Here is a 23870-nt window from a genome sequence, read left to right as displayed (position 1 = left end):
CACCTGCGGGTTTGCCCGGAAGCGCGTCACCCGTGGACACCGAGCCACTGGTGGGCCTGGGTCTCCCACTGGCCGTAACGATCGGGATACGCGGAGATCTGGACGGCCTGCGCGGCATCCGTGAACGACATGCTCTCCCAGCCTGAGATGTCGAAGAGACCCCGGGAGGCCTGCCCGTTCGGGTCCGACGAGCCGCCGAAGAAGACACGGGTGCTCCGGTCGGCGTCGACCGCCTGCTCGGGCGAACCCCAGCCCATGCTGGGGCGCTGCTGGAAGAGGCCGAGGGAGTCGCGGTCACCCCATGACAGATTGCGCATGCTGGATTCGACCATGGCGGTGGCGAGAGCGATCGCGATGGCGCGGTCGGGCGCGCCGAGCTCGCGTCCGACGCGGATGATGAGCGAGGCGTTCGCGGCCTGTTCGGCGTCGAGGTTCGCGAACAGCTGGGGAGGGGGCGTGGCCGCCGCCGGGGCGGGCATCGGAGCCGGAGCCGGCGCTGGCGCCGCCGCGACGGTCAGCGACTGGCCGGGGTAGATGATGGCTCCGGAACCCAGGCCGTTCAGCGCGAGGAGCTGCGCGACGGTCGTGCCGTACTTCTTCGCGATGGCGAACAGGGTGTCTCCTGCGGCGACAGCGTGCGCCTGGCCACCGGTCGCGGTCGGAACGGGGGCGGCTGTCTGCGCGGGGGATGCCGGTGGTGCGGCCGACGGAGCTGACGCGCCGCTGAGCGCGAGCTGCTGGCCGGGGTAGATCACGGACGACCGGTCGAGGCCGTTCGCGGCGAGAACAGCGTCGACGCTTGTCCCGTGCTTCTGCGCGATGCCGAACACGGTCTCGCCGGCGACGACGGTGTGCGTCGCCGTCGGAGCCGCCTGAACCGGGGCCGGGGCCGGCGAGGGGGCGCTCGCTCCTGCCAACGACAGCGTCTGCCCCGGGTAGATCACCGAACGCCAACTGAGTCCGTTCCAAGCGAGGACGTCGACGGTGCGCAGACCGAACCGGTTCGCGATCGACGAGATCGTGTCGCCCGGCCGCACCGTGTACACGGCAGGAGGCGCCTCGGTCGGCGCGATCCGCGTCGGCGTCGCCTGCAGTCGTTCGATCGGAGACGAGACCGCGTCGGCGGATGCGGGGGTGGCAGCGATCCCCGCAGACAGCGTGCCCAGGAGGGCGGCGGGCACCCCGAGCTGAAGAGTGCGCGTTCGTCGCGCGACGGCAGGCGTTCTCACGGGGATCCCCCTTGTTCGGCGTCCGCCCACGCTGACACGGATGTAAACGGATGTCAACAGGAGTGACGGATGGTGCGGATGGTGCCGATGTGAACCGAACCCCCGATGCGGAAAGTGCGATCGGCGCTCAGAGGTGAGATAGTTGCAACGTGTCTGTGCCGTCTGAAAGCAACCCGTCTGAAACCTCGCAGCCCGAGGCTGCGTCCGCGAACGCTGTGAGCGCCGCCGGCGTCACCGCCACCGAGTGGCTCACGATGCCCGACCTCGTGGAGGTCCTCGACGAGGCCCTGGGACGTGTGCGCAGGCTCATCGACGAGCACTACCTCGTCGGCTCGCGCCGCTCCGGCGTGTTCGCGGTTCCGTCGGTGTTCATCGTCGACAACCACCCGCTGCCCTCGCTGCGAGGCACGATCATCGTGCTGCAGGATGCGGGCTTCTCCGACGACGAGGTCATCGACTGGCTCCTCGCTCCCGAGGAGGAACTGGGTCGCTCGCCGATCGACGCGCTCCTGGCCGGACACAAGAGTGCTGTCCGCAGGGTCGCCCGCACCCTCGCCTGAACCGAGCTCTCTGGAGCGGTTCGCGCTCAGGCCGAGCGCACCGTCGCAGCGCGTGCGAGATCGCGCAGGTCTCCGACAGCGGTGGTGTCGAGCCGCGCTCCGGAGAGAGCGCGATCGGCTTCCCGCGCATAGTCGTCGATCATCCGCTCCACGCGCTCCAGGGCGCCGGAGGCCGTGATCGTCGCCTGAAGGAATGCGACCTGCTCGCTGGTGAGGTCGGGATCGCCGAGCATCTCATCGAACAGGGTGCGAGCGGACGCGTCGAGAGTCTGCCTCGTCAGAGCGACCAGCACGGTGCGCTTGCCCTCGCGCAGGTCGTCACCAGCAGGTTTGCCGGTCACGGCGGCGTCGCCGTAGACGCCGAGCAGGTCGTCGCGCAGCTGGAAGGCCATCCCGACCGGATGGCCGAACTCGCGAAGCGCCAGAAGCTGGTCCTCGTCGGCATCCGCGATCGCTGCTCCGAGCACGAGGGGCTGCTCGATGCTGTACCTCGCGGATTTGAGGGAGACGACGCGAAGCGCACGCTCGACGTGCGAGTCCGTGGCGTGGACGCTCCAGGCGGACTCCTCCGCGATGTCGAGGAATTGGCCCACGGTGACGTCCCGGCGCATCCGTCCGTATTCGCGGCGGACCGCCGAGGCATGGGGGAGCGGCTCGATCGCCTCCTCGAGGAGGTCGTCGCTCCAGGCCACCAGCAGGTCACCGAGCAGGATCGCCGACGAGCGGCCGAAGGCGGCGGGGTCGCCTCGCCATCCGGCTGCGACGTGCGCGCCTTCGAGCGCGCGGTGGGCCGCCGGACGTCCCCGCCTCGTGTCGGAGTTGTCGATCAGGTCGTCGTGCACCAGTGCGGCCGACTGGAAGATCTCCAGAGCCGCACAGACGTCCCAGAGGCCCGTCGATTCTTCGGCGTCGTGGTCGCGGAAACGTGCGATCGACTGCCATCCCGCGTGGCAGAAACGGGCCCGCAGGCGCTTGCCACCCACCAGGGTGTCGGCTGCCGAGTCGATCAGGCCTTCGGCATCCGGGCCGTATTCGGCCGACTCGCCTCGCATCCGGTCGAGGAAGAGGCGCAGGCGTGCGGCGACGGCGTCGGAGACAAATGAGGGGGACGGCACGACTCCCAGCATACGTAAAGCCAACGGAGGCCCTTGAAGCTAGCCCGCAGCGGCATACCGCGCGTAGAATGGACGGACGAATACCCGAGGGGGACGAAATGCCACTCTCCGAACAGGAGCAGCGTCTGCTCGACGAGATGGAACGCCATCTCCTCCACAACGACGCCGATGTCGTCACTGCGCCGTCTGGTGACCGCGCTCTCAGCTACCGCAACCTCGTGTACGGAGCCCTTCTGCTCCTCGCCGGTGTGGGCGGGCTGATCGTCGGAGTCGTCCTCGGGGATGTCTGGGGAGTCGTGGTCGGAGTGATCGGATTCGCCGCCATGCTCGGCGGCGTCATGATCGCTGTGACCCCCGTCCGCAAGCCCCTCTCCGCTGCACCCCGCGAACGCGCGGCGAAGCAGCAGAGCTCAGCGTCCTTCATGGATCGCATGAACGATCGATGGGACCGCCGCCAAGACGGCAACTGACCCACACACCTTCACGAAGGCCCGGATGCTCTGAGCATCCGGGCCTTCGTGCGTTCGGGCCCGTATGCCGGCCCGGGTCTGCGTCGTGATGCCGGGCTCCGTCCTCCACTCGCGCTCCACCATCCTCCACCGCCCTTGAGCCGCGGAAATCCGCGGCTCTTTGTTGTACGCGCACTCACAAAAGCGGTCTGGACAGGGATTGATCGTAGGTTTGTGGAGGAAAGTGGAGTAAAGTGGGGCGCACCTCGAGTTGGCCGGACGGAGAGGGGGTGATGGCTGATGTTGCTGGGAACGCATTCTCCGAAGTTGGACGACAAAGGACGGGTCATCCTTCCTGCGAAGTTCCGCGAAGACCTCGGTGGCGGCATCGTCGTCACCCGAGGGCAGGAACGCTGCCTCTACGTCTTCAGCACGGCCGAGTTCGAGACGATGCACGAGCGGATCCGCCAGGCGCCGCTCGCGAACAAGCAGGCGCGTGACTTCATGCGCCTGTTCCTCTCCGGTGCGAGTGCGGAGATGCCCGACAGTCAGAACCGCATCACCATCCCCGTGCACCTCCGTCAATACGCGGGGCTGCAGAAGGAGCTCATCGTCACCGGAGTCGGCGCCCACGCCGAGATCTGGGATGCGGAGAGCTGGAACACCTACCTCGCAGCAGGCGAGGAGACCTACGCAGATCTCGAGCAGGAGGTGATTCCGGGCCTCTTCTGACCACGGCTGTGATGCCCCGCCGCTCCTGCCCCGACACACTTCCCCGGTGCCGGGTCGTGAAGCGGAGGGGGATCAGGGCCCTGGTCACCGAGATACAGAGATCACCCGAGAAAGATCATGAACCTCCGCGACATCCACACCCCCGTACTCCTCGAACGCTGCGTCGAGCTTCTCGCCCCTGCGCTGCAGGCGGACGGAGCGGTGCTCGTCGATGCCACCCTCGGCATGGGCGGTCACTCCGAAGCGCTGCTCGAGCGGTTCCCGAACATCCGCCTCGTCGGCCTCGATCGGGACACCGACGCTCTACGCATCGCGGGGGAGCGTCTCGCTCGTTTCCGTGACCGGGTGACGCTGGTGCACACGGTCTATGACGAGATCGGACTTCACGCTCAGGGCGCATCGGGCATCCTCTTCGACCTGGGCGTCTCGTCGCTGCAGCTCGATGAAGCCGAACGCGGCTTCGCCTATTCGAAGGATGCGCCGCTGGACATGCGGATGGATCAGACGAGGGGCGTGACGGCCGCCGAGGTGATCGCGACCTACACCGAAGGCAACCTGCGTCGCATCTTCGAGCGCTATGGCGAGGAGAAGCTCGCGGGACGCTATGCGCGCTTCATCATCGCCGCACGCGAGAAGAAGCCGATCACGCGCTCCGGCGAACTCGTCGAGATCCTCCAGGCGGCGACGCCCGCAGCTGCTCAGCGGGCCGGGCACCCGGCCAAGCGCGTCTTCCAGGCGCTGCGGATCGAAGTGAACACCGAGCTCAACGTACTCGCGGATGCGATTCCCGCAGCCATGGATGCGCTCGCGGTCGGCGGACGCATCGTGGTGATGTCATACCAGTCTCTCGAGGACCGACTCGTGAAGCAGGCCTTCGCCGCCGGTGCAGCCTCCACCGCACCGCGGGGACTCCCCGTCGAGCTGCCGGAGCACGCGCCGCGGTTCCGCATCATCACCAAGGGTGCGGAGCTCGCCGACGACGCCGAACGGGCTCGCAACCCCCGCGCCATCCCTGTCCGACTGCGTGCCGCAGAGAAAGTGCGTGAGAGCTCATGAGTCTGAACGTCGCAGCGCCGAGACCGAGGGCGCTCCCCGAGGCACCCGAACGCGCACCGCGTCGGCGTCTCGAGCCGGTGACGGGAACCCCCGTCCGCCGCAAGCCGAAGCTCGCCTACGCGCTGGTGGCGCTCGCAGGAGCCATGGCCATCGGAGGCGTGCAGATCGGCCTCTCGCTGGCGATCACCCAGGACTCCTTCGTGCTGGCAGGGCTCACGTCGCAGCAGCACGAACTGGATCTGCGGACGAACGCCCTGCAGGAGGATCTCACCGGGATGAGCTCACCCCAGTCGCTCGCCGCCAGTGCCGCATCCCTGGGCATGGTCGTGGCAGGGGCCCCGTCCTACCTTCGCCTGAGCGATGGAGCCGTCTTCGGCCAGGGAACCGGCGCGACCGGCTCGTCGACCATCGATCCGAACGGCGCCGGCGCGGTGAGCAACTCCCTGCTGAACGACGTGCCGGTGAACGCCTCCACGGCAGACGACCCCGCGCCCGACGGAGCGGCCGGGCAGTCTGCGCAGGAGCTTCCGCCGGCGATCACCGACGGACTCCCGAGCCCCAGCACTCGCTAGACGACCACACCCACCATCGAGACCTGACGGAGAGAGTCCATGACGACACGAGCCACCCGGACACCCCGGCGACGCACGGTCGTCGCTCTCGCGGTGATCCTGGCGATCCTGGCCGCCTTCGTCGTGCGGCTCGTCGACATCCAGGTGGTGAAGGCCGACGAGCACGTCGCACAGTCGCTCGAGTTCATCGCGCACCGCACCGCGATTCCCGGTGAACGCGGCTCGGTGGTCGACAGCGACGGATCCGTGCTGGCCGAGAGCGTCATGGTCTACGACGCGCAGCTCAGCCCCCAGGTCATCCGCCTCCTGGAGGAGGACGAGAAGAACCCGCCGCCACTGCCCTGGGCTGAGGCGTCGACGCGCATCGCCGAGATCATGGGGCTGGATGCGGACGAGCTGCGTGCCGATGTCGCCGCTGCCCTCGCCGAGAACCCCGATTCGCAGTACCTGCCGCTGGTCAAGGGCCTCAGCACCGAGAAGTACATCGAGCTGCGCGACCTCAAGGTCGGCTCGTATCTCGTGATGAAGCCGCGCGAGGTCAGGGTCTACCCGAACGGCGCCGTGGCGGGAAACCTGCTCGGATACCTCGACGGGACCGGCACTGCGCAGGCCGGCATCGAGAAGATGGACGAGAAGTGCCTCGCCCCCACGGACGGCGAGGAGTCGTACCGCACCGGCAAGAACTCCGTCGTCATCCCCGGCAGTGAGAGCAGGGTGGACGCGGTCGACGGCGGCACCGTGCAGCTCACGATCAACAGCGACCTGCAGTGGTACATGCAGCAGATGATCGCCGAAGAGGCGCAGGCCCAGGGTGCCAAGGGCGGCACCGTCACCGTCGTCGAGGTGGGCACCGGAAAGATCCGCGCCGCGGCCGAATGGCCCACCATGGACCCGAACGATCTCGACGCCTCAGCGCCCGAGACGTGGGTGAGCAAGCTCTTCACCTACCCGTTCGAGCCGGGATCGACGTTCAAGGCCGTGACGGCCGCTGCGGTGATGGAGAACGGCGGTGTGACGATGACGAGTCCCACGGTGTCGGCCTCCTCGCACGAGAAGTTCGACAACGGCGCCGTGATCAACGACGCGTTCGTGCACCCGACCTTCCAGTACACCCTCGCCGGCGCGCTCATCGATTCATCGAACGTCGCGCTGTCGAAGTTCGGCACGATGGTGAGCCCGGATGTCCGTCACGACTACCTCGAGCGCTTCGGCGTCGGCGAGACGACGATCGGCTTCCCCAGTGAGACCTCGGGGGAGATCCACCCCACGAGCGAGTGGGACAACCAGTCGCTCTACACCACCACGTTCGGTCAGTACTTCACGGTCACGGCGCCGCAGCTCGCCGGCGCCTACCAGGCGATTGCCAACGGCGGCGAGAAGATCGGTCTCTCGCTGATCGAGTCCTGCACGGCCGCTGACGGCACGGTGGTCACGCCGGGTGCTCCCGAGTCCGAGCAGATCATCAAGCCCCAGACCGCGGCCGACCTCACGCGGATGCTCGAGAACGTGGCCGTCCAGGGCGGCAACGCCGACCGCATCCAGGTTCCCGGCTACCGGGTGACCAGCAAGACGGGTACCGCGCAGATCCCGGACGGCAAGGGCGGCTACAAGTCGGGCGTGTACTACACGAGCATGGTGGGCTTCGCGCCGGTCGACGATCCGCAGTACGTCGTGGTGGTGACTCTCGACGAGCCGACTAGAGTTACATCGTCTGCTGCTACCGCTTCTGCCTTCCAGAAGGCGATGACCCAGACCATGAAGACCTACCGCGTGATGCCGTCCTCCAGCCCGATGGACGCACTGCTTCCGAAGTTCGAATAGACGGCGCCCCGCCGCGCCTGGAGACGTCATGATCGCCCTGTCGCTTGCTGAGATCGCCGCCGTCCTCGGGGGTGACCTCCGCCTCGCCGGTTCTGCCACCGCCGACACCGTCATCGACGGTGTCGTGGACACGGACTCGCGCACCATGGCCCCCGGCTCCGTGTTCGTCGCGAAGCCGGGCGCAGAGACGGACGGACACCGGTTCGTCGGCGCTGCGCTCGCTGCGGGGGCAGCGCTCGCGATCGTCGAGCACCCGGTCGACGAGGAGATCACCCAGATCGTCGTCCCTGACGTCATCGTCGCCCTCGCCGATCTCGCCCGCGAGGTCGTCGCCCGCGTTCGCGCAGCCGGAGACCTCAAGATCGTCGGGATCACGGGGTCGAACGGCAAGACGACGACGAAGAACTTCCTCGCCCGCATCCTCTCCGACGAAGGCGAGACGATCGCCCCCATCAACTCGTACAACAACGAGGTGGGCGCGCCCGTCACCATGCTGCGCATCACGTACGGCACGCGGTTCCTCGTCAGCGAGTTCGGAGCCGACGGGCCCGGCAGCATCGCCCGCCTCGCCGGACTCGTCGAGCCGGACGTCGCTGTGGTGCTGATGGTCGGCATGGCGCACGCGGGCGGCTTCGGCGGCATCGAGGCGACGGCCAAGGCCAAGTCCGAGCTCGTCGCCGCCGCGAGGCCCACGGGTACGGCGGTGCTCAACGTCGACGACTCACGCGTCGCGGCGATGGGCGCGCTCGCGACGTCCCGCGGGATGCGGGTCGTCGGCTTCGGTCAGAGCGACGCGGCCGATGTCCAGGCGCACGACCTCGAGGTCACGGCATCCGGCACCTCGTGTGTCATCGACGCGGCGGGGGAGCGTCTTCCGCTCCGCCTGCAGGTGCTCGGCGCCCACCACGTCGGCAACGCCCTGGCGGCCATCGCCGCCGCGGGCGTTCTCGGGGTCTCGACGGCCGACGCGATCGACCGTCTCGAGACGGTCGAGATCGCGGAGCGCTGGCGTATGCAGCCCATGGGCAGCGACCGCGTGCGCATCATCAACGACGCCTACAACGCCAGCCCGGACTCGATGGCCGCAGCGCTGCGGACTCTCGCGCAGATCACCGGTCCCGGCGAGCGGACGGTCGCCGTGCTCGGCGCCATGAGCGAGCTCGGCGAGACCGCGGGCGAGGAGCACGACCGGATCGGTCTGCTCGCCGTGCGTCTGAACATCCAGCGCATCGTCGTCGTCGGCCCCGAGGCCCGCCGCCTCTTCATCTCCGCGATCGGCGAAGGATCCTGGGACAGCGAGGCCGTGTTCTTCGCCGACCAGGATGCCGCGTTCGAGTACCTGCGCTCCGAACTCCGCGACGGCGACCGGGTGCTCGTGAAGTCCTCCAATTCCGTAGGGCTCCGGCACCTCGGCGATCGTCTGGGAGAATTGTTCTCGTGAGATCTCTCATCATGGCGGCGGCCATATCGCTCGCCTTCACTCTTTTTCTTACTCCCGTCTTCCTCCGGCTCTTCCGGAAGTGGGGCTGGGGCCAGGTCATCCGCACCCCGGAGGCCATCGAGAACCCGAACCACGAAGCCAAACGTGGCACGCCGACCATGGGCGGCGTCATCTTCATCGTCGGCACGATGGTCGGCTACTTCACGGCCACGTACGTCGGAGGCGGAACTCCCGCGCTGTCCGCGCTTCTCGTGATCTGGCTCATGGTCGGCTTCGGGGCAGTGGGCTTCATCGACGACTACATGAAGGTGCGCAGTCAGCGCAGCCTCGGGCTCTCGGGGTGGCGCAAGATCATCGGGCAGCTCGTCGTGATGATCCCGTTCGGCATCGTCGCGCTGAACTTCCCGAACGCCTTCGACCAGACTCCGGCATCCGGCTCGATCTCGCTCTTCCGCGACATCCCGTGGTTGAACCTGTTCGCGTTCACCGCGATCCTCGGCTGGGCGCTCTATCTGCTGTGGATCTCGATCATCGGCGTCGCGACCTCGAACAGCGTCAACCTCACCGACGGGCTCGACGGTCTCGCAGCCGGCGCCGGGGTCATCGTCGTGGGGGCGTACAGCCTGATCGCGTTCTGGCAGTTCAAGCAGTCGTGCGTGGGCGAGGGGGTCGAGACCGCCGCGCTCGGCGGATGCTACGAGGTCCGCGACCCGTTCAGCCTGGCGATCATCGCGGCCTCCTTCGCCTCGAGCCTGATCGGCTTCCTGTGGTGGAACGCTCCCAAGGCGAAGGTCTTCATGGGCGATGTCGGCTCGATGGCGATCGGAGGCGTCATCACCGCGATGGCGATCCTCACCCGCACCGAGCTGCTGCTGTTCGTGATCGCCGGCGTCTTCGTCCTGGCCTCCGGATCGGTGATCCTGCAGCGCGCCTACTTCAAGATCACGCGCGGAAAGCGACTCTTCCTGATGAGTCCGTTCCACCATCATCTCGAGATGCGCGGATGGTCCGAGGTCACGATCGTGGTCCGCATGTGGATCATCGCGGGCCTGCTCGCGATCTCAGCAGTCGGACTCTTCTACGTGGAGTGGCTGACTCGTGTCGACTGACGAGAGGCTCGCGACGCTGACCAGCTGGAACGCCGACTGGTCGGGCCTGCGCGTCGCCGTTCTCGGACTGTCCATGACCGGCTTCTCGGTGGCGGACACGCTCACCGAACTCGGTGCGGACGTCCTGGTGCTGACCGAGTCGGCGGAGGAGGAGTATGCCAAGCTCCTGCCCGTGATCGGTGCTCGTCTGGAGCTGGGAACGCTGGACCGGGTCCCTGAAGCTCTGACCGCATTCGCGCCGGAGGTCATCATCGCCTCGCCGGGATTCCCTCCCTCGCACACCGTGATCCGCTGGGCGCAAGATGCCGGCATCGCGCTCTGGGGCGATGTCGAACTCGCCTGGCGTCTGCGCGACAAGGTGACCCGCGCCGACGGCTCCCCGGCCGACTGGGTGCTCATCACGGGCACCAACGGCAAGACGACGACGACGCAGCTGACCGCGTCGCTCCTCGTCGAGGGAGGTCTGCGTGCGGCGCCGTGCGGCAACATCGGCGTGCCCGTTCTCGACGCGGTCCGCGACCCCGCCGGTTTCGACGTGCTCGTCGTCGAGCTCTCCAGCCACCAGCTCTGGTACCTCGGACTCTCCGAGACCGAAGGCGAGCTGTATCCGCACGCCTCGGTGTGCCTGAACCTCGCGGACGACCACCTGGTGTGGCACGGCAGTGCGCAGGCGTACCGCGATGCGAAGGCCCTGGTGTACCGCAACACGAGAGTCGCCTGCGTCTATAACAAGGCCGACGAGGCGACCAGGCTCATGGTCGAGGACGCCGAGGTGGTCGAGGGTGCCCGCGCGATCGGATTCGATCTCGGCATCCCCGGCCCCAGCGATGTCGGCGTGGTGGAGGGGCTGCTCGTCGATCGTGCGTTCTTGGACGACCGGGCCAGCAGCGCACTCGAGCTCACGACCGTCGCCGACCTGCGAGACGCCGGCCTGGCCGCCCCGCACATCGTGCAGAACATCCTGGCGGCGAGTGCGCTCGCTCGTTCTCTGGGCGTCGAGCCGCGCGCCATCCACTCGGCTCTGCAGTCGTTCCGTCTCGACGAGCATCGGATCCAGGTCATCGCCCGCCATCGCGGCATCACCTGGGTCGACGACTCCAAGGCCACCAACCCCCACGCTGCCGCGTCATCGCTCCGCGCATACCCTGGTGCGGTCTGGGTGGTCGGCGGCGACCTGAAGGGCGTCGACATCGGCGAGCTGGTCGCCACGGCCGGGACCACCGCCCGGGCGGCGGTCGTCATCGGAGTCCAGCGCTCAGCCGTCGTCGCCGCATTCGAGCGACACGCGCCGGGGGTTCCGGTGTTCGAGGTGGATGCTGGCGAGACTGGTCAGGTCATGAATCGCGTCGTGGAGATCGCCGCGGGAATCGTCGATGGCGAGGGAACAGTTCTGCTGGCCCCCGCCGCCGCGTCCTTCGATCAGTTCTCCAGTTACGCGGATCGAGGACACCGCTTCGCCGAAGCGGTGCGGGACTGGATAGACCGGGGGAGCACCGATGACGCAGGTCGAACGCCCCCCGCGCTCTGATCCCGGCAGCACCGGCTCCCGCGGTCTCGCGGCGAGAGTGTCGCTCGGGCGTCGTTTCACCCCCGTGTCGACCGAGTTCCTGATGATCGCATCGGCTGCGCTGATGCTGACGACCTTCGGCCTCGTGATGGTGCTCTCGGCGACGAGCGCGACCGCGGTCTCGAAGGGTGAGAATCCGATGGACGGCGCGCTTCGGCAGGGCATCTTCGCCGTGCTCGGCGTGCCGCTGATGTTCCTGATCTCCCGACTCCCGATCACGTTCCTCAAGCGCATGGCGTGGCCGGCACTGTTCGGATCCATCGCGCTCCAGCTGCTGGTCTTCACCCCGCTCGGCATCGAGGACGGCGGAAACCGCAACTGGATCATGATCGCCGGGTTCACCCTGCAGCCGTCGGAGTTCCTCAAGCTCGCCCTCGCGCTGTGGATCGGCTACGTCCTGATGCGCAAGCAGACCATGCTCGGCACCTGGCATCAGGTCTTCATCCCCGTGGTGCCCGTGGGAGCCCTGGCGATCGGGACGGTGATCGCCGGCAAGGACCTCGGCACCGCGATGGTGCTGGTCATCATCCTGCTCGGCTGCCTCTTCTTCTCGGGGGTGAAGCTCCGGCTGTTCATCCTGCCGGTGCTGCTCGGCGTCGTCGCCGTCATCGCGCTGGCCGTCACGAGCCCTGACCGCATGCGTCGTATCACGGCGACGTGCTCCGACATGTCGGCGTACACCGGCGACTGCTACCAGTCGATCCACGGGATCTGGGGAATGGCGTCGGGAGGAATCTTCGGCGTGGGGCTGGGCAACTCGCAGGAGAAGTACGGCTGGCTGCCCGCCGCCGGCAACGACTTCATCTTCGCCATCGTCGGCGAAGAGCTCGGCCTGATCGGCTGCATCGTCGTGCTGGCCCTCTTCACGCTGTTCACCATCGGTGCCTTCCACATCATCCGCAAGACCGCCGATCCGTTCATCCGGGTCGTAGCCGGCGGGATCACCGTCTGGATCACCGGTCAGGCCGTGTTCAACATCGGCGTCGTGATCGGACTGTTCCCCGTCATGGGAGTGCCGCTGCCGTTCATGTCGCAGGGAGGCACGGCTCTCCTCGCCGTCCTCATCGCGTGCGGAGTGCTGCTGTCGTTCGCGCGCACGATCCCCGTCGCCGAGGGTCGTTCGGCGGCACGGACCCCTTCAGCAGGGCGGGGTAAGGTCACACGGTGACCACGTACCTTCTCGCCGGCGGTGGAACCGCCGGTCACGTCAACCCTCTGCTCGCCGTCGCCGATGCGCTGCGCGCCCGGGACGCCGATGCCTCGATCCTGGTGCTCGGAACGGCCGAGGGGCTCGAGTCCCGACTCGTGCCGGCTCGAGGGTATGAGCTCCTCATCGTCGACAAGGTGCCGTTCCCGCGTCGGCCCGACAAGCAGGCCGCGTTGTTCCCCGCCAGGTTCCGCCGCGCCGTCGCCCAGGTGCGCGATCACATCCGCGCTCACCGCGTCGACGTCGTCGTGGGCTTCGGCGGCTATGCCTCCGCCCCGGCCTACGTGGCAGCAGGCCGTGAGCGCGTGCCGTTCGTCGTGCACGAGGCCAACGCGAAGCCGGGCCTCGCGAACGTGCTGGGTGCTCGACGCGCCGCGGCCACGGGAGTCGCATTCGCCGGAACCCCCCTGCGCGGCGGCGAGGTGGTCGGCATGCCGCTGCGTCGAGAGGTCATCGAGCTCGACCGCGCGGCCTCTCGCGATGAGGCCGCCGCGCACTTCGGGCTCGACCCGGCGCGCCCGGTCCTTCTCGTCTTCGGCGGGTCGCTGGGGGCCCAGAGGCTGAACGAGGCCATCGCAGACTCCTGGGGCGACATCCTGGCCGCCGACTGGCAGCTGCTGCACGTCACGGGCGAACGCAGTGATCTGGCCGACCCCGAGGTGCCGGGATACACCATGCGCCGATACGTCGACCGGATGGACCTCGCCTTCGCGCTCGCCGACCTCATCGTGTCCCGTTCCGGCGCAGCCACCGTGAGCGAGATCAGCGCCCTGGGGATCCCCGCGCTGTACGTGCCGTACTCCGTCGGCAACGGGGAGCAGCGACTGAACGCGGCGTCCGCCGTGGCAGCCGGGGCCGCTCGTCTTCTCGACGACGCCACCTTCGACGGCGACGCGGTGCGCCGCCTCGTGATCCCCGTCATGAACGATCCGCAGCAGCTCACGGCTATGCAGTCCGCCGCCGAGCAGGTGGGCACCCGCACCGGCACGGAGAACGTCGTCGCACTCGTGGATCGCGCCCTCCGGTCCTCCTGATCTCACCGTCGACACGGCTCCTCGACGCCGAATCGTCCTCACCGAAAAGTAGACTGAAACCGACATGATCAGACCTGACCTCTCCCTCCCGATCCCCGAGTCGATCTCCTCCGCGCACTTCATCGGCATCGGCGGATCCGGCATGAGCGGCCTCGCCAAGATGTTCCTCGACGCGGGGATCCGCGTCTCGGGAAGCGATCGAGCCGACAGCGACAACCTGCGCGCACTCGCGGCCGCCGGAGCGGATGTGCACGTCGGGCACGACGCGGCGCATCTCGGCGATGCCGACACGGTCGTCCACACCGGAGCGATCTGGCCGGAGAACCCCGAGTTCGTCACGGCGAAGCAGCGCGGGCTGCACGTGATCCACCGCTCGCAGGCCTTGCACTGGCTGATCGGATCGCGTCGACTGGTCTCCGTGGCCGGCGCGCACGGCAAGACGACGTCGACGGGCATGATCGTGACCGCGCTGCAGCAGCTCGGAGCCGACCCGAACTTCGTCAACGGCGGCGTGATCGAGCAGCTCGGCGTCTCGAGCGCCACCGGATCGGGTGAGCTCTTCGTGATCGAGGCGGATGAGTCCGACGGCACGTTCCTGCTCTACGACACGGCTGTCGCGCTGATCACCAATGTCGACCCCGATCACCTCGACCACTACGGGTCCGACGACGCGTTCCACGACGCGTTCGTGCGGTTCGCCGACGCGGCCACGGAGGCGGTCGTGATCTCCAGCGACGACGCCGGCGCCCTGCGAGTGGGAGCGGGGCTCTCGCACCCGAACGTCGTGACGTTCGGGCAGGCGGAGGATGCCGATGTCAGGGTGACCGACATCGTGGCGGCCGGGCCCGTCTCGGCCACCGTCAGCTCCGGAGCCGAGAGCGTGCGCCTCCAGCTCGCCGTGCCCGGCGTGCACAACGCCATCAACGCGGCAGGCGCCATCGCGGTCCTCCTCTCGGTGGGCTTCGGCCTGACCGAGTCCGCCAAGGCCGTCGAGGGCTTCGCCGGCACGGTCCGCCGCCTCGAGCAGCACGGCGTCGAGCGCGGCGTCACCGTCTACGACGACTACTCCCACCACCCGACCGAGGTGCGGGCGGCTCTCGAGGCGATGCGATCGATCGCCGGCACGGGCAGGATCATCGCGATCCAGCAGCCCCACACCTACTCGCGAACGCAGCACATGTTCCGCGAGTTCGCGGACGTGCTGGAGACGTATGCAGACCACACGGTCGTGCTCGACGTCTACGGTGCTCGCGAGGATCCGGTCCCGGGCGTCACGGGAGAGCTCGTGAGCGGGGCGTTCCACGACCCGTCGCACGTCCACTTCGTCGCCGACTGGCAGCAGGCAGCCGATTACACGGCGTCCGTCGCTCGCGACGGCGATTTCGTCGTCACGCTCGGCTGCGGCAACGTCTACCAGATCATCCCGCAGGTGCTCGAGTCTCTGCGGACCACCGAGGTCTGACGCATGCGTCGTCCGCCTCCGCTTCCCACGCCTCCCGCGGGCACCGCGGAGGACACGCCCAGGCGACGGGAGGGTCCGGCGACGCGAGGGCGCGCGCGGGACGTCGAGCAGGACGAACGCACAGGTCCGCAGGCCGCGGCGGTCGGCCTCGACTCCGACGTCCGTGCGGACATCGACGGGGATGCCGGGATGCGGCCGACATCGACGCGGGACGTCTGGCGGGCGGCGCGAGCGAGACGCAAGGCGCTGCGGGCCGAGATCCGACGGTTCACGCAGCGCTCCCGACGGCGTCGCATCATCTGGCTGAGCGCGGTCGGTGCTGTCGTCCTGCTGATCGGTGGCACCACCGCCGCGGCGTACAGCCCGCTGTTCGCCGTGGAGAAGATCACGGTCGTGGGCGCGACGACGCTGGATGCCGCGGCGGTGGAGGCCGCCCTCGGCGAGCAGGTGGGCACCCCCTTGGCGCTGGTCGACTCGAGCGAGGTCAAGGCCGCGCTGCTGGGATTCCCGCTGATCGAGACCTATGCGCTCGAGGCGAAGCCGCCGCACGATCTCACGGTGCGGATCGTCGAGCGCACGCCGGTCGGCGTGATCCGCTCGGATGCGGGCTATACGCTCGTCGACGCCGCGGGCGTCGCGCTGGCGACGACCTCCGATCAGCCGGCGGGACAGCCGGTGCTCGACATCGACGGCGGCACCGACTCGGTCGCGTTCGAGAGTGCGGGTCTCGTGGTGCGCTCGGTGCCCGCTGATCTCCGAGCGCTGCTGACCGGAGTGCAGGCCACGACAGCTGATGACGTGACGTTGACGCTCAGCAGCGGGCTGACTGTCGTCTGGGGCAGCTCGGATGACTCCCCGATGAAGAGCGAAGTGCTCACGAAGACGCTGCTCAGCAATCCTGAGGCGTCGACGATCGATGTCACATCGCCGCATGCGGTGGTCGTGGGCTGAGGTTTCGACGGCAAACGGGCGACACGCCCGTGTCGCTGCGTGTGCGCGGGGACGTGACGCTTACCTTCGAACAAGAGAAACCAATACCGGGAAATACTTTACACCTCTAGTTGAGGTTTAAGGTTCGGCCCGCGGAATCTTACCCCAGACAGGCTCGACTATTCGGAGGCCGGCCATGAGCCAGAACCAGAACTACCTCGCCGTGATCAAGGTCGTCGGCGTCGGCGGTGGCGGCGTCAACGCCGTCAACCGCATGATCGATCTCGGGCTCCGCGGAGTCGAGTTCATCGCAGTGAACACCGACGCACAGGCGCTGCTCATGAGCGATGCCGACGTCAAGCTCGATGTCGGTCGCGAGCTCACTCGCGGACTCGGCGCCGGCGCTGACCCCGAGGTCGGCCGTCGCGCCGCCGAGGATCACGCCGAGGAGATCGAGCAGGCGCTCACCGGTGCCGACATGGTCTTCGTGACCGCAGGCGAGGGCGGTGGAACGGGAACGGGTGGAGCCCCCGTCGTCGCGCGCATCGCGAAGTCGATCGGCGCACTGACCATCGGCGTCGTGACGAAGCCCTTCTCGTTCGAAGGCCGTCGTCGTCAGAGCCAGGCTGAAGCCGGTGTGGTGAAGCTGAAGGAAGAAGTCGACACCCTCATCGTGGTGCCGAACGACCGTCTGCTCGAGATCAGCGATCGCGGCATCTCGATGATCGAGGCCTTCGCGACCGCAGACCAGGTGCTCCTCGCCGGTGTCCAGGGCATCACCGACCTCATCACGACTCCCGGTCTCATCAACCTCGACTTCGCCGACGTCAAGTCGGTCATGCAGGGCGCCGGTTCGGCGCTGATGGGAATCGGATCGGCACGCGGTGCCGACCGTGCCATCAAGGCCGCCGAACTCGCGGTCGAGTCGCCGCTCCTCGAGGCCAGCATCGAGGGTGCTCACGGAGTCCTGCTCTCGATCCAGGGTGGGTCGAACCTCGGCATCTTCGAGATCCACGACGCTGCGGACCTCGTGAAGGAAGCCGCGCACCCCGAGGCCAACATCATCTTCGGTACGGTCATCGACGACACGCTCGGCGACGAGGTGCGTGTCACCGTGATCGCGGCCGGCTTCGACAGCGGTGAGCCTTCGCTGCGCCTCGACCCCATGGTCGTCTCGCGGCCCGCCGCGGCCAGCACGCTGCCCGAGGTGGCGCTCTCGAACGACGAGGAGAGCAAGCCCGCTGCCGAGGCGCCCGCGCCCGAGAAGCCGCAGCAGCGCGTCCCGGCGACGAGCATCGAGCCTGCTTTCGCGGACGACGACATCGACATCCCCGAATTCCTGAAGTGACGCAGGCGCAGGGCCAGGCCGGGTCCGGTCTGGCAGCGCGGCTGTCGGCGATCGATCATCGGATCGCCGACGCCGCGCGCCTGGCCGGCAGGGACCCGGCGGAGATCTCCCGCATCGTCGTGACCAAGTTCCACCCGTCGTCGCTCGTTCGCGAGCTGCACGCGCTGGGTGTGCGCGAGGTGGGGGAGAACCGCCAGCAGGAGCTCTCGTCGAAGACCGCCGAGCTGACGGACCTCGACCTCCGGTGGCACTTCATCGGGCAGGCGCAGACCAATAAGGCCGGTGCGATCCGCCGCAGCGCGGATGCCGTGCACTCGGTAGACCGCGACCGGCTGGCCGACGCACTGCATCGGGCGGCCGACGGGGATGACCTTCTCGACGTGCTCGTGCAGGTCAATCTCACCGATGATCACGGACGCGGCGGCGTCGCGCCCGCCGAGGCGGCCACTCTCGCCGAGCACATCATGACGCTGCCCTCGCTGCGGCTTCGCGGTGTGATGGCGGTCGCGCCGCTCGATGAGGAACCCGCTTCCGCGTTCGCGCGCCTGCACTCGATCGCAGAGAGCGTGCGCGCCGTCGAGCCGTCGGCGACCTGGATGTCCGCAGGGATGACGGGCGATTTCGTCGAGGCCATCGAGGCCGGCGCGACACACCTGCGGATCGGCTCCGCAATCACGGGACCCCGCCCCGACCGGGGTTAACCTGTGAACAGACCAACCCGACACGTTCGAACCGGAGGACACGATGGGTAACCCGCTGAAGAAGACCATGGTGTATCTCGGCCTCGCTGACGAGGAAGAGGTCTACGAGGAGGAGCCGACCCCGGCCCGCTCGCACCGCGAGCGCGAACGCGAGGAGCCCGCTCCCGCGCCCGTGACCCCGCTACGGCGCCCCGTCGCCGTGCGCCAGCCCGCAGGAGGGGCAGTGAACGAGATCCTCACCGTGCACCCGAAGCAGTATCGCGATGCTCAGCTCATCGCGGAGAGCTTCCGCGAGGGTGTGCCGGTCATCATCAATCTCTCGCAGATGAGCGACGCAGACGCCCGCCGTCTGATCGACTTCGCCTCCGGACTCTCGCTCGGCCTGTACGGCCGCATCGAGCGGGTCACGTCGAAGGTCTTCCTCCTGTCGCCGGAGAACATCGCGGTCTCGGGTCACGGGGGAATCGCGCACGCGGACGCCGAGTCCGCGGGCTTCGACCAGTCGTAGACCGTGGGGTTCGTCGTCTCCATCGTCGCCAGCATCGTACATCTGGCTCTGCTGCTGTACCTGCTGGTGCTCTTCGCCCGACTCATTCTCAGCTACATCCCGATGTTCAATCGGGAGTGGCGACCGAAGGGCGCCGGACTCGTCGCGGCTGAGCTCGTCTACACGGTGACCGATCCGCCCGTCCGGTTCTTCCGGCGGATCATCCCTCCTCTGCGAATCGGCTCGCTCTCCCTGGATTTCGGCTTCTCGATCACCATCCTGATCGTGCTGATCCTGATGAGTGTCGTCCGAAGCTTCATCTGAGACCCCTGGGACTTCGGCGCTCTGGAGTGTCGCGGGATCGCGACTGACAGGCTCGGGGACTATGCTTGGCTCCCAGGTGCGCGCCCCGGGTTCGCGCCGAATCTCGACCACGCCATTCCAAACTGGCAACCGAACTCATCGAAGGAGCCACCATGGCACTTACCCCGGATGACGTCGTCACCAAGCAGTTCCAGCACGTCCGCTTCAAGGACGGCTTCGACCCGGACGAGGTCGACGACTTCCTCGACGAGATCGTCATCGAGTGGCGCAAGGCCCTCGAAGAGAACGTCGAACTCAAGGCCAAGCTGGCCGCGTACGAGTCCGGCGATGCACCGGCCGCTCCCGCAGCCGCTGCAGAGGCACCCGCCGCCGTGGTCGAAGAGGCTCCTGCGCCTGCTGCTGCCGCTCCCGCGGAGCCCGCTCCGTCGGGTTCGGCGACTGCGACCGCCGGCATCATCGAGCTCGCTCAGCGCCTTCACGACGAGCACGTCGCCGAGGGTGAGGCCAAGCGCGCCCAGCTCATCGCCGAGGCCGAAGGCGAGGTCAACCGCATCCGCACGGAGGCCGAGGCCAAGCAGCGCGAAGAGTCGGCTCGTCTCGAGCGCGAGCGCAACGCCCTCGAGGCCCGGATCACCGAGCTCCGCAACTTCGAGCGCGATTACCGCTCGCAGCTGCGCGGCTACATCGAGGGTCAGCTCCGCGATCTCGACGAGAAGTCGGCGTCGACGGACTCGACTCCGGTTTCCGCGATCGGACTGTAGGTCGTCCTTTTGCCAGGACGCCGTCCCCTTCGTCGGTCGGCGGCCGGCGCGATAGTTGCGGTTCTCGCAGCGATCGTGCTGGCCGCCGATCAGTTTGTGAAGTACCTCACGACCGAGAACCTGCCGCTCCAGCAGCCGGTGCCGGTGCTCGGTGAGTTCCTTCAGCTGTACTACGTGCGCAACCCCGGCGCAGCGTTCTCGCTCGGATCCGATGTCACATGGATCTTCACCATCGCTCTGGCGGTGGTGGCCGGTGTGATCGTGTGGAAGGCCCTGGGTCTTCAGTCACGCCTCTGGGCCGTCGTCCTGGGCTGCCTGCTCGGTGGAGTGCTCGGAAACCTCACCGATCGTCTCTTCCGCGATCCTGGTTTCCCCATGGGGCACGTGGTCGACATGATCTCGATGCCGTGGATGATGCCGGCGATCTTCAACGTCGCCGACATCTTCATCGTCACCGGGATGATCTCGGTCGCGCTGCTCGTCGTGCTGGGACTCCGCTTCGACGGCACCCGGGAGCGTGACCACGCTCCTGTGGAGACCGATGACGAAGCCGAGGCTGCCGCGTTGGCCGAGGAGACCGGAGGCGAGACCTCTCGCCCGGGTACCGCCTCTCCGGATGCCGCCGCCGCGGACGGACGCTGAGCATGGAATTCCGCACCCTCCCCGTTCCTGACGGGCTGGACGGGACGCGCGTCGACGCGGCACTCGCGAAGATGCTGGGCTTCTCGCGCACCTTCGCCGCCGAGGTCGCCTCGGCGGGCGGCGTGCGCGTCGACGGGGTGACGCTCGACAAGTCCGATCGCCTGCGCGGCGGAGGGTGGCTCGAGGTGGAGTGGCAGCCGAAGGAGGAGCCGCGGATCATCCCGATCGCGGTTCCGGAACTCGGAATCGTCTACGACGATGACGACATCGTCGTGGTCGACAAGCCCACGGGCGTCGCCGCTCATCCCTCGCTCGGATGGGAGGGGCCGACCGTCGTCGGCGCTCTCGCAGCGGCGGGGTTCCGGGTCGCCACGAGTGGCGCTCCGGAGCGGCAGGGGATCGTGCATCGTCTGGATGTCGGCACCAGCGGGCTCATGGTCGTCGCCAAGAGCGAGACGGCGTACTCGTCGCTGAAGCACGCGTTCAAGGAGCGCACGGTGGAGAAGATCTATCACGCCGTCGTCCAGGGGCACCCCGACCCGCTGACGGGGACGATCGATGCTCCGATCGGCCGGCATCCGAATCACTCCTGGAAGTTCGCCGTCGTTCCCGACGGCAAACCGTCGGTGACCCACTATGAGACCCTCGAGGCCTTCCCGGGAGCCTCGCTGCTCGAGATCCATCTCGAGACCGGACGCACGCACCAGATCCGCGTGCACATGGCGGCCCTACGGCACCCGTGCGCGGGCGACCCGCTCTACGGAGCGGATCCGACGCTGTCGGCACGGCTCGGACTCACCCGACAGTGGCTGCACGCGCACAAGCTCGCCTTCACCCACCCGGCGACGGGGGAGTGGGTGCAGTTCGAGTCGGGGTACCCCGCGGATTTCGAACGTGCCCTGGAGATCCTGCGCGGCGAGTGAATCGACGTCGTCGATGTCGGCGGTGTGGGTCAGACTGAGCCCATGAGCATCGAGGTGCGACCCGCTACCGACTTCGACGACGTGGCCGCTCTCGTCGGCCCCAAGAAGCCGACGTCGAACGTGTGCTTCTGCCTGAGCTACCGCATCGGCAGCGCCGAGAACAGGGCGCTGCGAGGCGATAAGCGAGCGGAGCGCGTGCGTGAGCTCTGCCACCAGGATCCGCCTCCAGGCGTGATCGCGTACCTCGACGACGAACCCGTGGGCTGGGCGGCGGTGCATCCGCGCAGGGAGACGAGCTTCGCGCGCAACAGACTGATCCCGCATGTCGACGATCTCGATGTGTGGTCGCTCTGGTGCATCCGCGTCCGTCCAGGCCATCGGAAACAGGGCATCTCGCACGCTCTGATCGACGGAGCGGTGGCTCATGCGAAGAAGAGCGGCGCGCCCGCGATCGAGGGGTATCCGGTCGACAACCGTGGCGAGACGGTGAATCTCACGATGGCCTACGTCGGCACGATGGGGCTCTTCGAGAGTGCCGGATTCGCGAAGGCGGCCGATACCGGCTCGACGCTCGACGGCTTCCCGCGGGTGCTCATGCGACTCGATCTGCGAGATCCGCGGAAGAGAGCGAAGAAAGCGTGAACCCGACTGCACGTCAGAGGCAATACATAGTGTGAGCACAGACAGTGAGATCATCCGGCGGTCGCTGAGTCGGCCTGAGGCGTTCGCCGAGCTGTTCGACCGACATGCACGTGCGGTGAACGCGTTCGCGACATATCGGGTGGGTGCCCATGCCGCCGAGGACGTGCTCAGCGAGACCTTTCTCGTCGCCTTCCGCCGTCGAGGGGACTTCGACCTGAGCAAGCACTCAGCCTCTCCCTGGCTGCTCGGAATCGCCTCGCGGCTCATCCGTCGGCACAGAGCCGTCGAGGCACGGCATTGGCGCTCATTCGCCGCGGTCGTCGGGGAGGACCATACGTCGCTCGGTGGACTCGATGACGCGATGCGGCGCGTGGACGCCGAGCGCGAAGTGCGTGCCCTGCGGCAGAAGATCGCGGCGTTGTCCCCCAAGGATCGAGAGACGCTTCTGCTCTACGCCTGGCAGGGGCTGAGCTACGAAGACATCGCGGAGACTCTCGGTGTGCCTGTGGGCACCGTGCGCTCCCGGTTGAATCGCGTTCGCACGCGACTCGATCCGGCGCGAAAGGCCCGTTCGTTCGAGATGCAGCAGGAAGGAGAAGTCCGTGGACGTGTTTGAGAAGGTTCAGAAGACCAAGCCGGATGTCGATGGTGCGGACTCGCATCTCGACTCGGCCCGCGCTCGACTGATGAGCGAGATCGCCGCGGGGAAGACCTCGGTGTCCGCTCGCCCTGCCGCACCGAAGCGGCTCGTGGCCGGCGTGCTCGTGGGCGCCGCATTGGCGGCCACGGCGGGCGTGCTGGTGAACACGGGACTCACCGAACAGCCGAAGCCCGTGATCGAGGCCGTTCCGACGCGGGAGCCAGGACAGACGCTGAAGCCGTCGCCGACGCCCGCGCCGACACAGGAGCCGATGACGGCTGCGGGGGCCTTCGGCGCCGCCGCGACTGCGGCTCGGTCCTTCACCGGCCTGACGCTGGCACCGGGACAGTACCTGCGCGTGCACACGCAGTCGGAGCAGATCGTCTATCACCAGCCCGATCCGAACGGCGGGCAGTATCAGGCTGATCGGTCGAACGCTCAGAACGCCTGGCGCGGAAGCTCCTCCTGGAACTCCTATGCGCCGGCCGACCCGACGCAGCAGTGGTTCTTCGCCACCGATCAGCCCTGGACGGTGAGCGACACCTTCGGGCCGGACGCCGCGGCGCTCGCCCAGGCGCACAAGGAGGCGATGGCCTCGGGCGGCGATCCGTACTTCTCGAACGGGCCGTCAGCACCCTGGGCCACCCCGGACGGGTACGGGCTCGTGGCGTTCTTCTCGGCGATGCCCACGGACCCGGCGGCGCTCATCGCGTGGATCCGAGAGAATCAGGGGATCGTCGCGGGCGATCAGGACTACAAGGTCGGGTGGGTCCTCATCGAGCTTCTGTCGTACAACATGGGGTCGGGTGCTGAGCGGGCGACGATGTACGACGCCCTCAGCATGCTTTCCGGGTCTGAGATCGTGTCCGCCGATGCGACCTCGGCGACGCTGCGGTTCTCGGCGTCGACAGAGGCTCTGTCGGGTCAGCCAGCGGTTCAGCGGCGCTCGATCACGATCGACACGACCACGGGGCTCGTCACGGAGACGACCGCGGTGCTCGACGTCGCCTCTTCGCTGATCCCCGCATCCCTGGCAGACGAGAGGCATGTCTTCACCGTGAGCGTCGTGGACTCGCTCCCCTGAAGCGACGCAGGACCCCGGAGCGGCAGGTGCGGCG

General features: G+C 67.9%; 25 protein-coding genes. 23 read left to right on the top strand and 2 right to left on the bottom strand.

What is annotated here, in order from left to right; all coding sequences use genetic code 11:
• Positions 1-26: 26 nt before the first annotated feature.
• Complete coding sequence (locus SOM10_RS05220; RefSeq protein ID WP_320488765.1) at positions 27-1229, bottom strand: muramidase family protein; 1203 nt, start codon at positions 1227-1229, stop codon at positions 27-29.
• 215 nt (positions 1230-1444) lie between these two features.
• Between SOM10_RS05220 and SOM10_RS05215 the strand changes: the two genes are divergently transcribed.
• Positions 1445-1789, top strand: a complete 345-nt coding sequence (locus SOM10_RS05215; RefSeq protein WP_332257703.1) for an Rv2175c family DNA-binding protein — start codon at positions 1445-1447, stop codon at positions 1787-1789.
• A 26-nt stretch (positions 1790-1815) separates the two neighbouring features.
• Here the strand turns inward: SOM10_RS05215 and SOM10_RS05210 are convergent, their stop codons facing one another.
• Complete coding sequence (locus tag SOM10_RS05210; RefSeq protein WP_414683566.1) at positions 1816-2916, bottom strand: polyprenyl synthetase family protein; 1101 nt, start codon at positions 2914-2916, stop codon at positions 1816-1818.
• Positions 2917-3002: 86 nt separating this feature from the next.
• Here SOM10_RS05210 and SOM10_RS05205 point away from each other — a divergent pair, with 86 nt between their 5' ends.
• The 22 genes from SOM10_RS05205 (at position 3003) to SOM10_RS05100 (ending at position 23836) form a co-directional block, all read left to right on the top strand.
• On the top strand, positions 3003-3374 hold the full coding sequence (locus SOM10_RS05205) for a DUF3040 domain-containing protein (protein ID WP_053096778.1): 372 nt from the start codon (positions 3003-3005) through the stop codon (positions 3372-3374).
• Between the two features lie 279 nt (positions 3375-3653).
• On the top strand, positions 3654-4085 hold the full coding sequence (gene mraZ, locus SOM10_RS05200; RefSeq protein ID WP_053096776.1) for a division/cell wall cluster transcriptional repressor MraZ: 432 nt from the start codon (positions 3654-3656) through the stop codon (positions 4083-4085).
• Positions 4086-4202: 117 nt separating this feature from the next.
• Positions 4203-5141: a 16S rRNA (cytosine(1402)-N(4))-methyltransferase RsmH gene (rsmH, locus tag SOM10_RS05195; protein ID WP_320488759.1), complete on the top strand. Its 939-nt coding sequence runs from the start codon at positions 4203-4205 to the stop codon at positions 5139-5141.
• Complete coding sequence (locus SOM10_RS05190; RefSeq protein ID WP_072591461.1) at positions 5138-5713, top strand: hypothetical protein; 576 nt, start codon at positions 5138-5140, stop codon at positions 5711-5713. Before rsmH ends, SOM10_RS05190 begins: the two co-directional genes overlap by 4 nt.
• A gap of 39 nt (positions 5714-5752) precedes the next feature.
• Positions 5753-7534, top strand: coding sequence for a peptidoglycan D,D-transpeptidase FtsI family protein (locus SOM10_RS05185; protein ID WP_056278962.1), 1782 nt, complete (start codon positions 5753-5755; stop codon positions 7532-7534).
• 28 nt (positions 7535-7562) lie between these two features.
• On the top strand, positions 7563-8975 hold the full coding sequence (locus SOM10_RS05180; protein ID WP_320488755.1) for a UDP-N-acetylmuramoyl-tripeptide--D-alanyl-D-alanine ligase: 1413 nt from the start codon (positions 7563-7565) through the stop codon (positions 8973-8975).
• Positions 8972-10084 carry a phospho-N-acetylmuramoyl-pentapeptide-transferase gene (gene mraY / locus SOM10_RS05175; RefSeq protein ID WP_053096767.1) on the top strand — a complete coding sequence of 371 codons (1113 nt, stop codon included), beginning with the start codon at positions 8972-8974 and terminating at the stop codon, positions 10082-10084. Before SOM10_RS05180 ends, mraY begins: the two co-directional genes overlap by 4 nt.
• Positions 10074-11612: a UDP-N-acetylmuramoyl-L-alanine--D-glutamate ligase gene (murD, locus tag SOM10_RS05170; protein ID WP_320488754.1), complete on the top strand. Its 1539-nt coding sequence runs from the start codon at positions 10074-10076 to the stop codon at positions 11610-11612. Before mraY ends, murD begins: the two co-directional genes overlap by 11 nt.
• Entirely contained in the window at positions 11581-12819 is a 1239-nt protein-coding gene (ftsW, locus tag SOM10_RS05165; RefSeq protein WP_320488753.1) for a putative lipid II flippase FtsW, read from the top strand. The genes murD and ftsW overlap by 32 nt, the downstream gene beginning before the upstream one ends.
• Positions 12816-13892 carry a UDP-N-acetylglucosamine--N-acetylmuramyl-(pentapeptide) pyrophosphoryl-undecaprenol N-acetylglucosamine transferase gene (locus SOM10_RS05160; RefSeq protein ID WP_053096761.1) on the top strand — a complete coding sequence of 359 codons (1077 nt, stop codon included), beginning with the start codon at positions 12816-12818 and terminating at the stop codon, positions 13890-13892. Before ftsW ends, SOM10_RS05160 begins: the two co-directional genes overlap by 4 nt.
• Positions 13893-13956: 64 nt before the next feature.
• Positions 13957-15354, top strand: coding sequence for a UDP-N-acetylmuramate--L-alanine ligase (gene murC / locus SOM10_RS05155; RefSeq protein WP_053096759.1), 1398 nt, complete (start codon positions 13957-13959; stop codon positions 15352-15354).
• A 3-nt stretch (positions 15355-15357) separates the two neighbouring features.
• On the top strand, positions 15358-16305 hold the full coding sequence (locus tag SOM10_RS05150) for an FtsQ-type POTRA domain-containing protein (protein ID WP_320488752.1): 948 nt from the start codon (positions 15358-15360) through the stop codon (positions 16303-16305).
• 175 nt (positions 16306-16480) lie between these two features.
• Positions 16481-17632, top strand: coding sequence for a cell division protein FtsZ (ftsZ, locus tag SOM10_RS05145; RefSeq protein WP_053096755.1), 1152 nt, complete (start codon positions 16481-16483; stop codon positions 17630-17632).
• A complete protein-coding gene (locus SOM10_RS05140; protein WP_320488750.1) occupies positions 17629-18333 on the top strand; it encodes a YggS family pyridoxal phosphate-dependent enzyme in 705 nt (234 codons plus the stop codon). The genes ftsZ and SOM10_RS05140 overlap by 4 nt, the downstream gene beginning before the upstream one ends.
• 43 nt (positions 18334-18376) lie before the next feature.
• Positions 18377-18841: a cell division protein SepF gene (locus tag SOM10_RS05135; protein WP_053096751.1), complete on the top strand. Its 465-nt coding sequence runs from the start codon at positions 18377-18379 to the stop codon at positions 18839-18841.
• A 3-nt stretch (positions 18842-18844) separates the two neighbouring features.
• Positions 18845-19144 carry a YggT family protein gene (locus SOM10_RS05130; protein WP_053096749.1) on the top strand — a complete coding sequence of 100 codons (300 nt, stop codon included), beginning with the start codon at positions 18845-18847 and terminating at the stop codon, positions 19142-19144.
• 152 nt (positions 19145-19296) lie between these two features.
• Positions 19297-19905, top strand: coding sequence for a DivIVA domain-containing protein (locus SOM10_RS05125; RefSeq protein ID WP_053096747.1), 609 nt, complete (start codon positions 19297-19299; stop codon positions 19903-19905).
• Positions 19906-19956: 51 nt separating this feature from the next.
• A complete protein-coding gene (lspA, locus tag SOM10_RS05120; RefSeq protein ID WP_072592313.1) occupies positions 19957-20547 on the top strand; it encodes a signal peptidase II in 591 nt (196 codons plus the stop codon).
• Between the two features lie 2 nt (positions 20548-20549).
• On the top strand, positions 20550-21470 hold the full coding sequence (locus tag SOM10_RS05115) for an RluA family pseudouridine synthase (protein ID WP_053096743.1): 921 nt from the start codon (positions 20550-20552) through the stop codon (positions 21468-21470).
• Between the two features lie 42 nt (positions 21471-21512).
• Entirely contained in the window at positions 21513-22112 is a 600-nt protein-coding gene (locus SOM10_RS05110; protein ID WP_320488747.1) for a GNAT family N-acetyltransferase, read from the top strand.
• Between the two features lie 31 nt (positions 22113-22143).
• Positions 22144-22728, top strand: a complete 585-nt coding sequence (locus SOM10_RS05105) for an RNA polymerase sigma factor (protein ID WP_072591451.1) — start codon at positions 22144-22146, stop codon at positions 22726-22728.
• Positions 22715-23836, top strand: a complete 1122-nt coding sequence (locus tag SOM10_RS05100; protein ID WP_320488745.1) for a hypothetical protein — start codon at positions 22715-22717, stop codon at positions 23834-23836. Before SOM10_RS05105 ends, SOM10_RS05100 begins: the two co-directional genes overlap by 14 nt.
• The last annotated feature ends 34 nt before the right edge of the window (positions 23837-23870 follow it).

The organism is Microbacterium sp. CFBP9023, from assembly GCF_034045055.1.
GTDB lineage: Bacteria > Actinomycetota > Actinomycetes > Actinomycetales > Microbacteriaceae > Microbacterium.
Note: the sequence above shows the minus strand (reverse complement) of the source record. Positions and strands in the feature narration are given on the sequence as shown.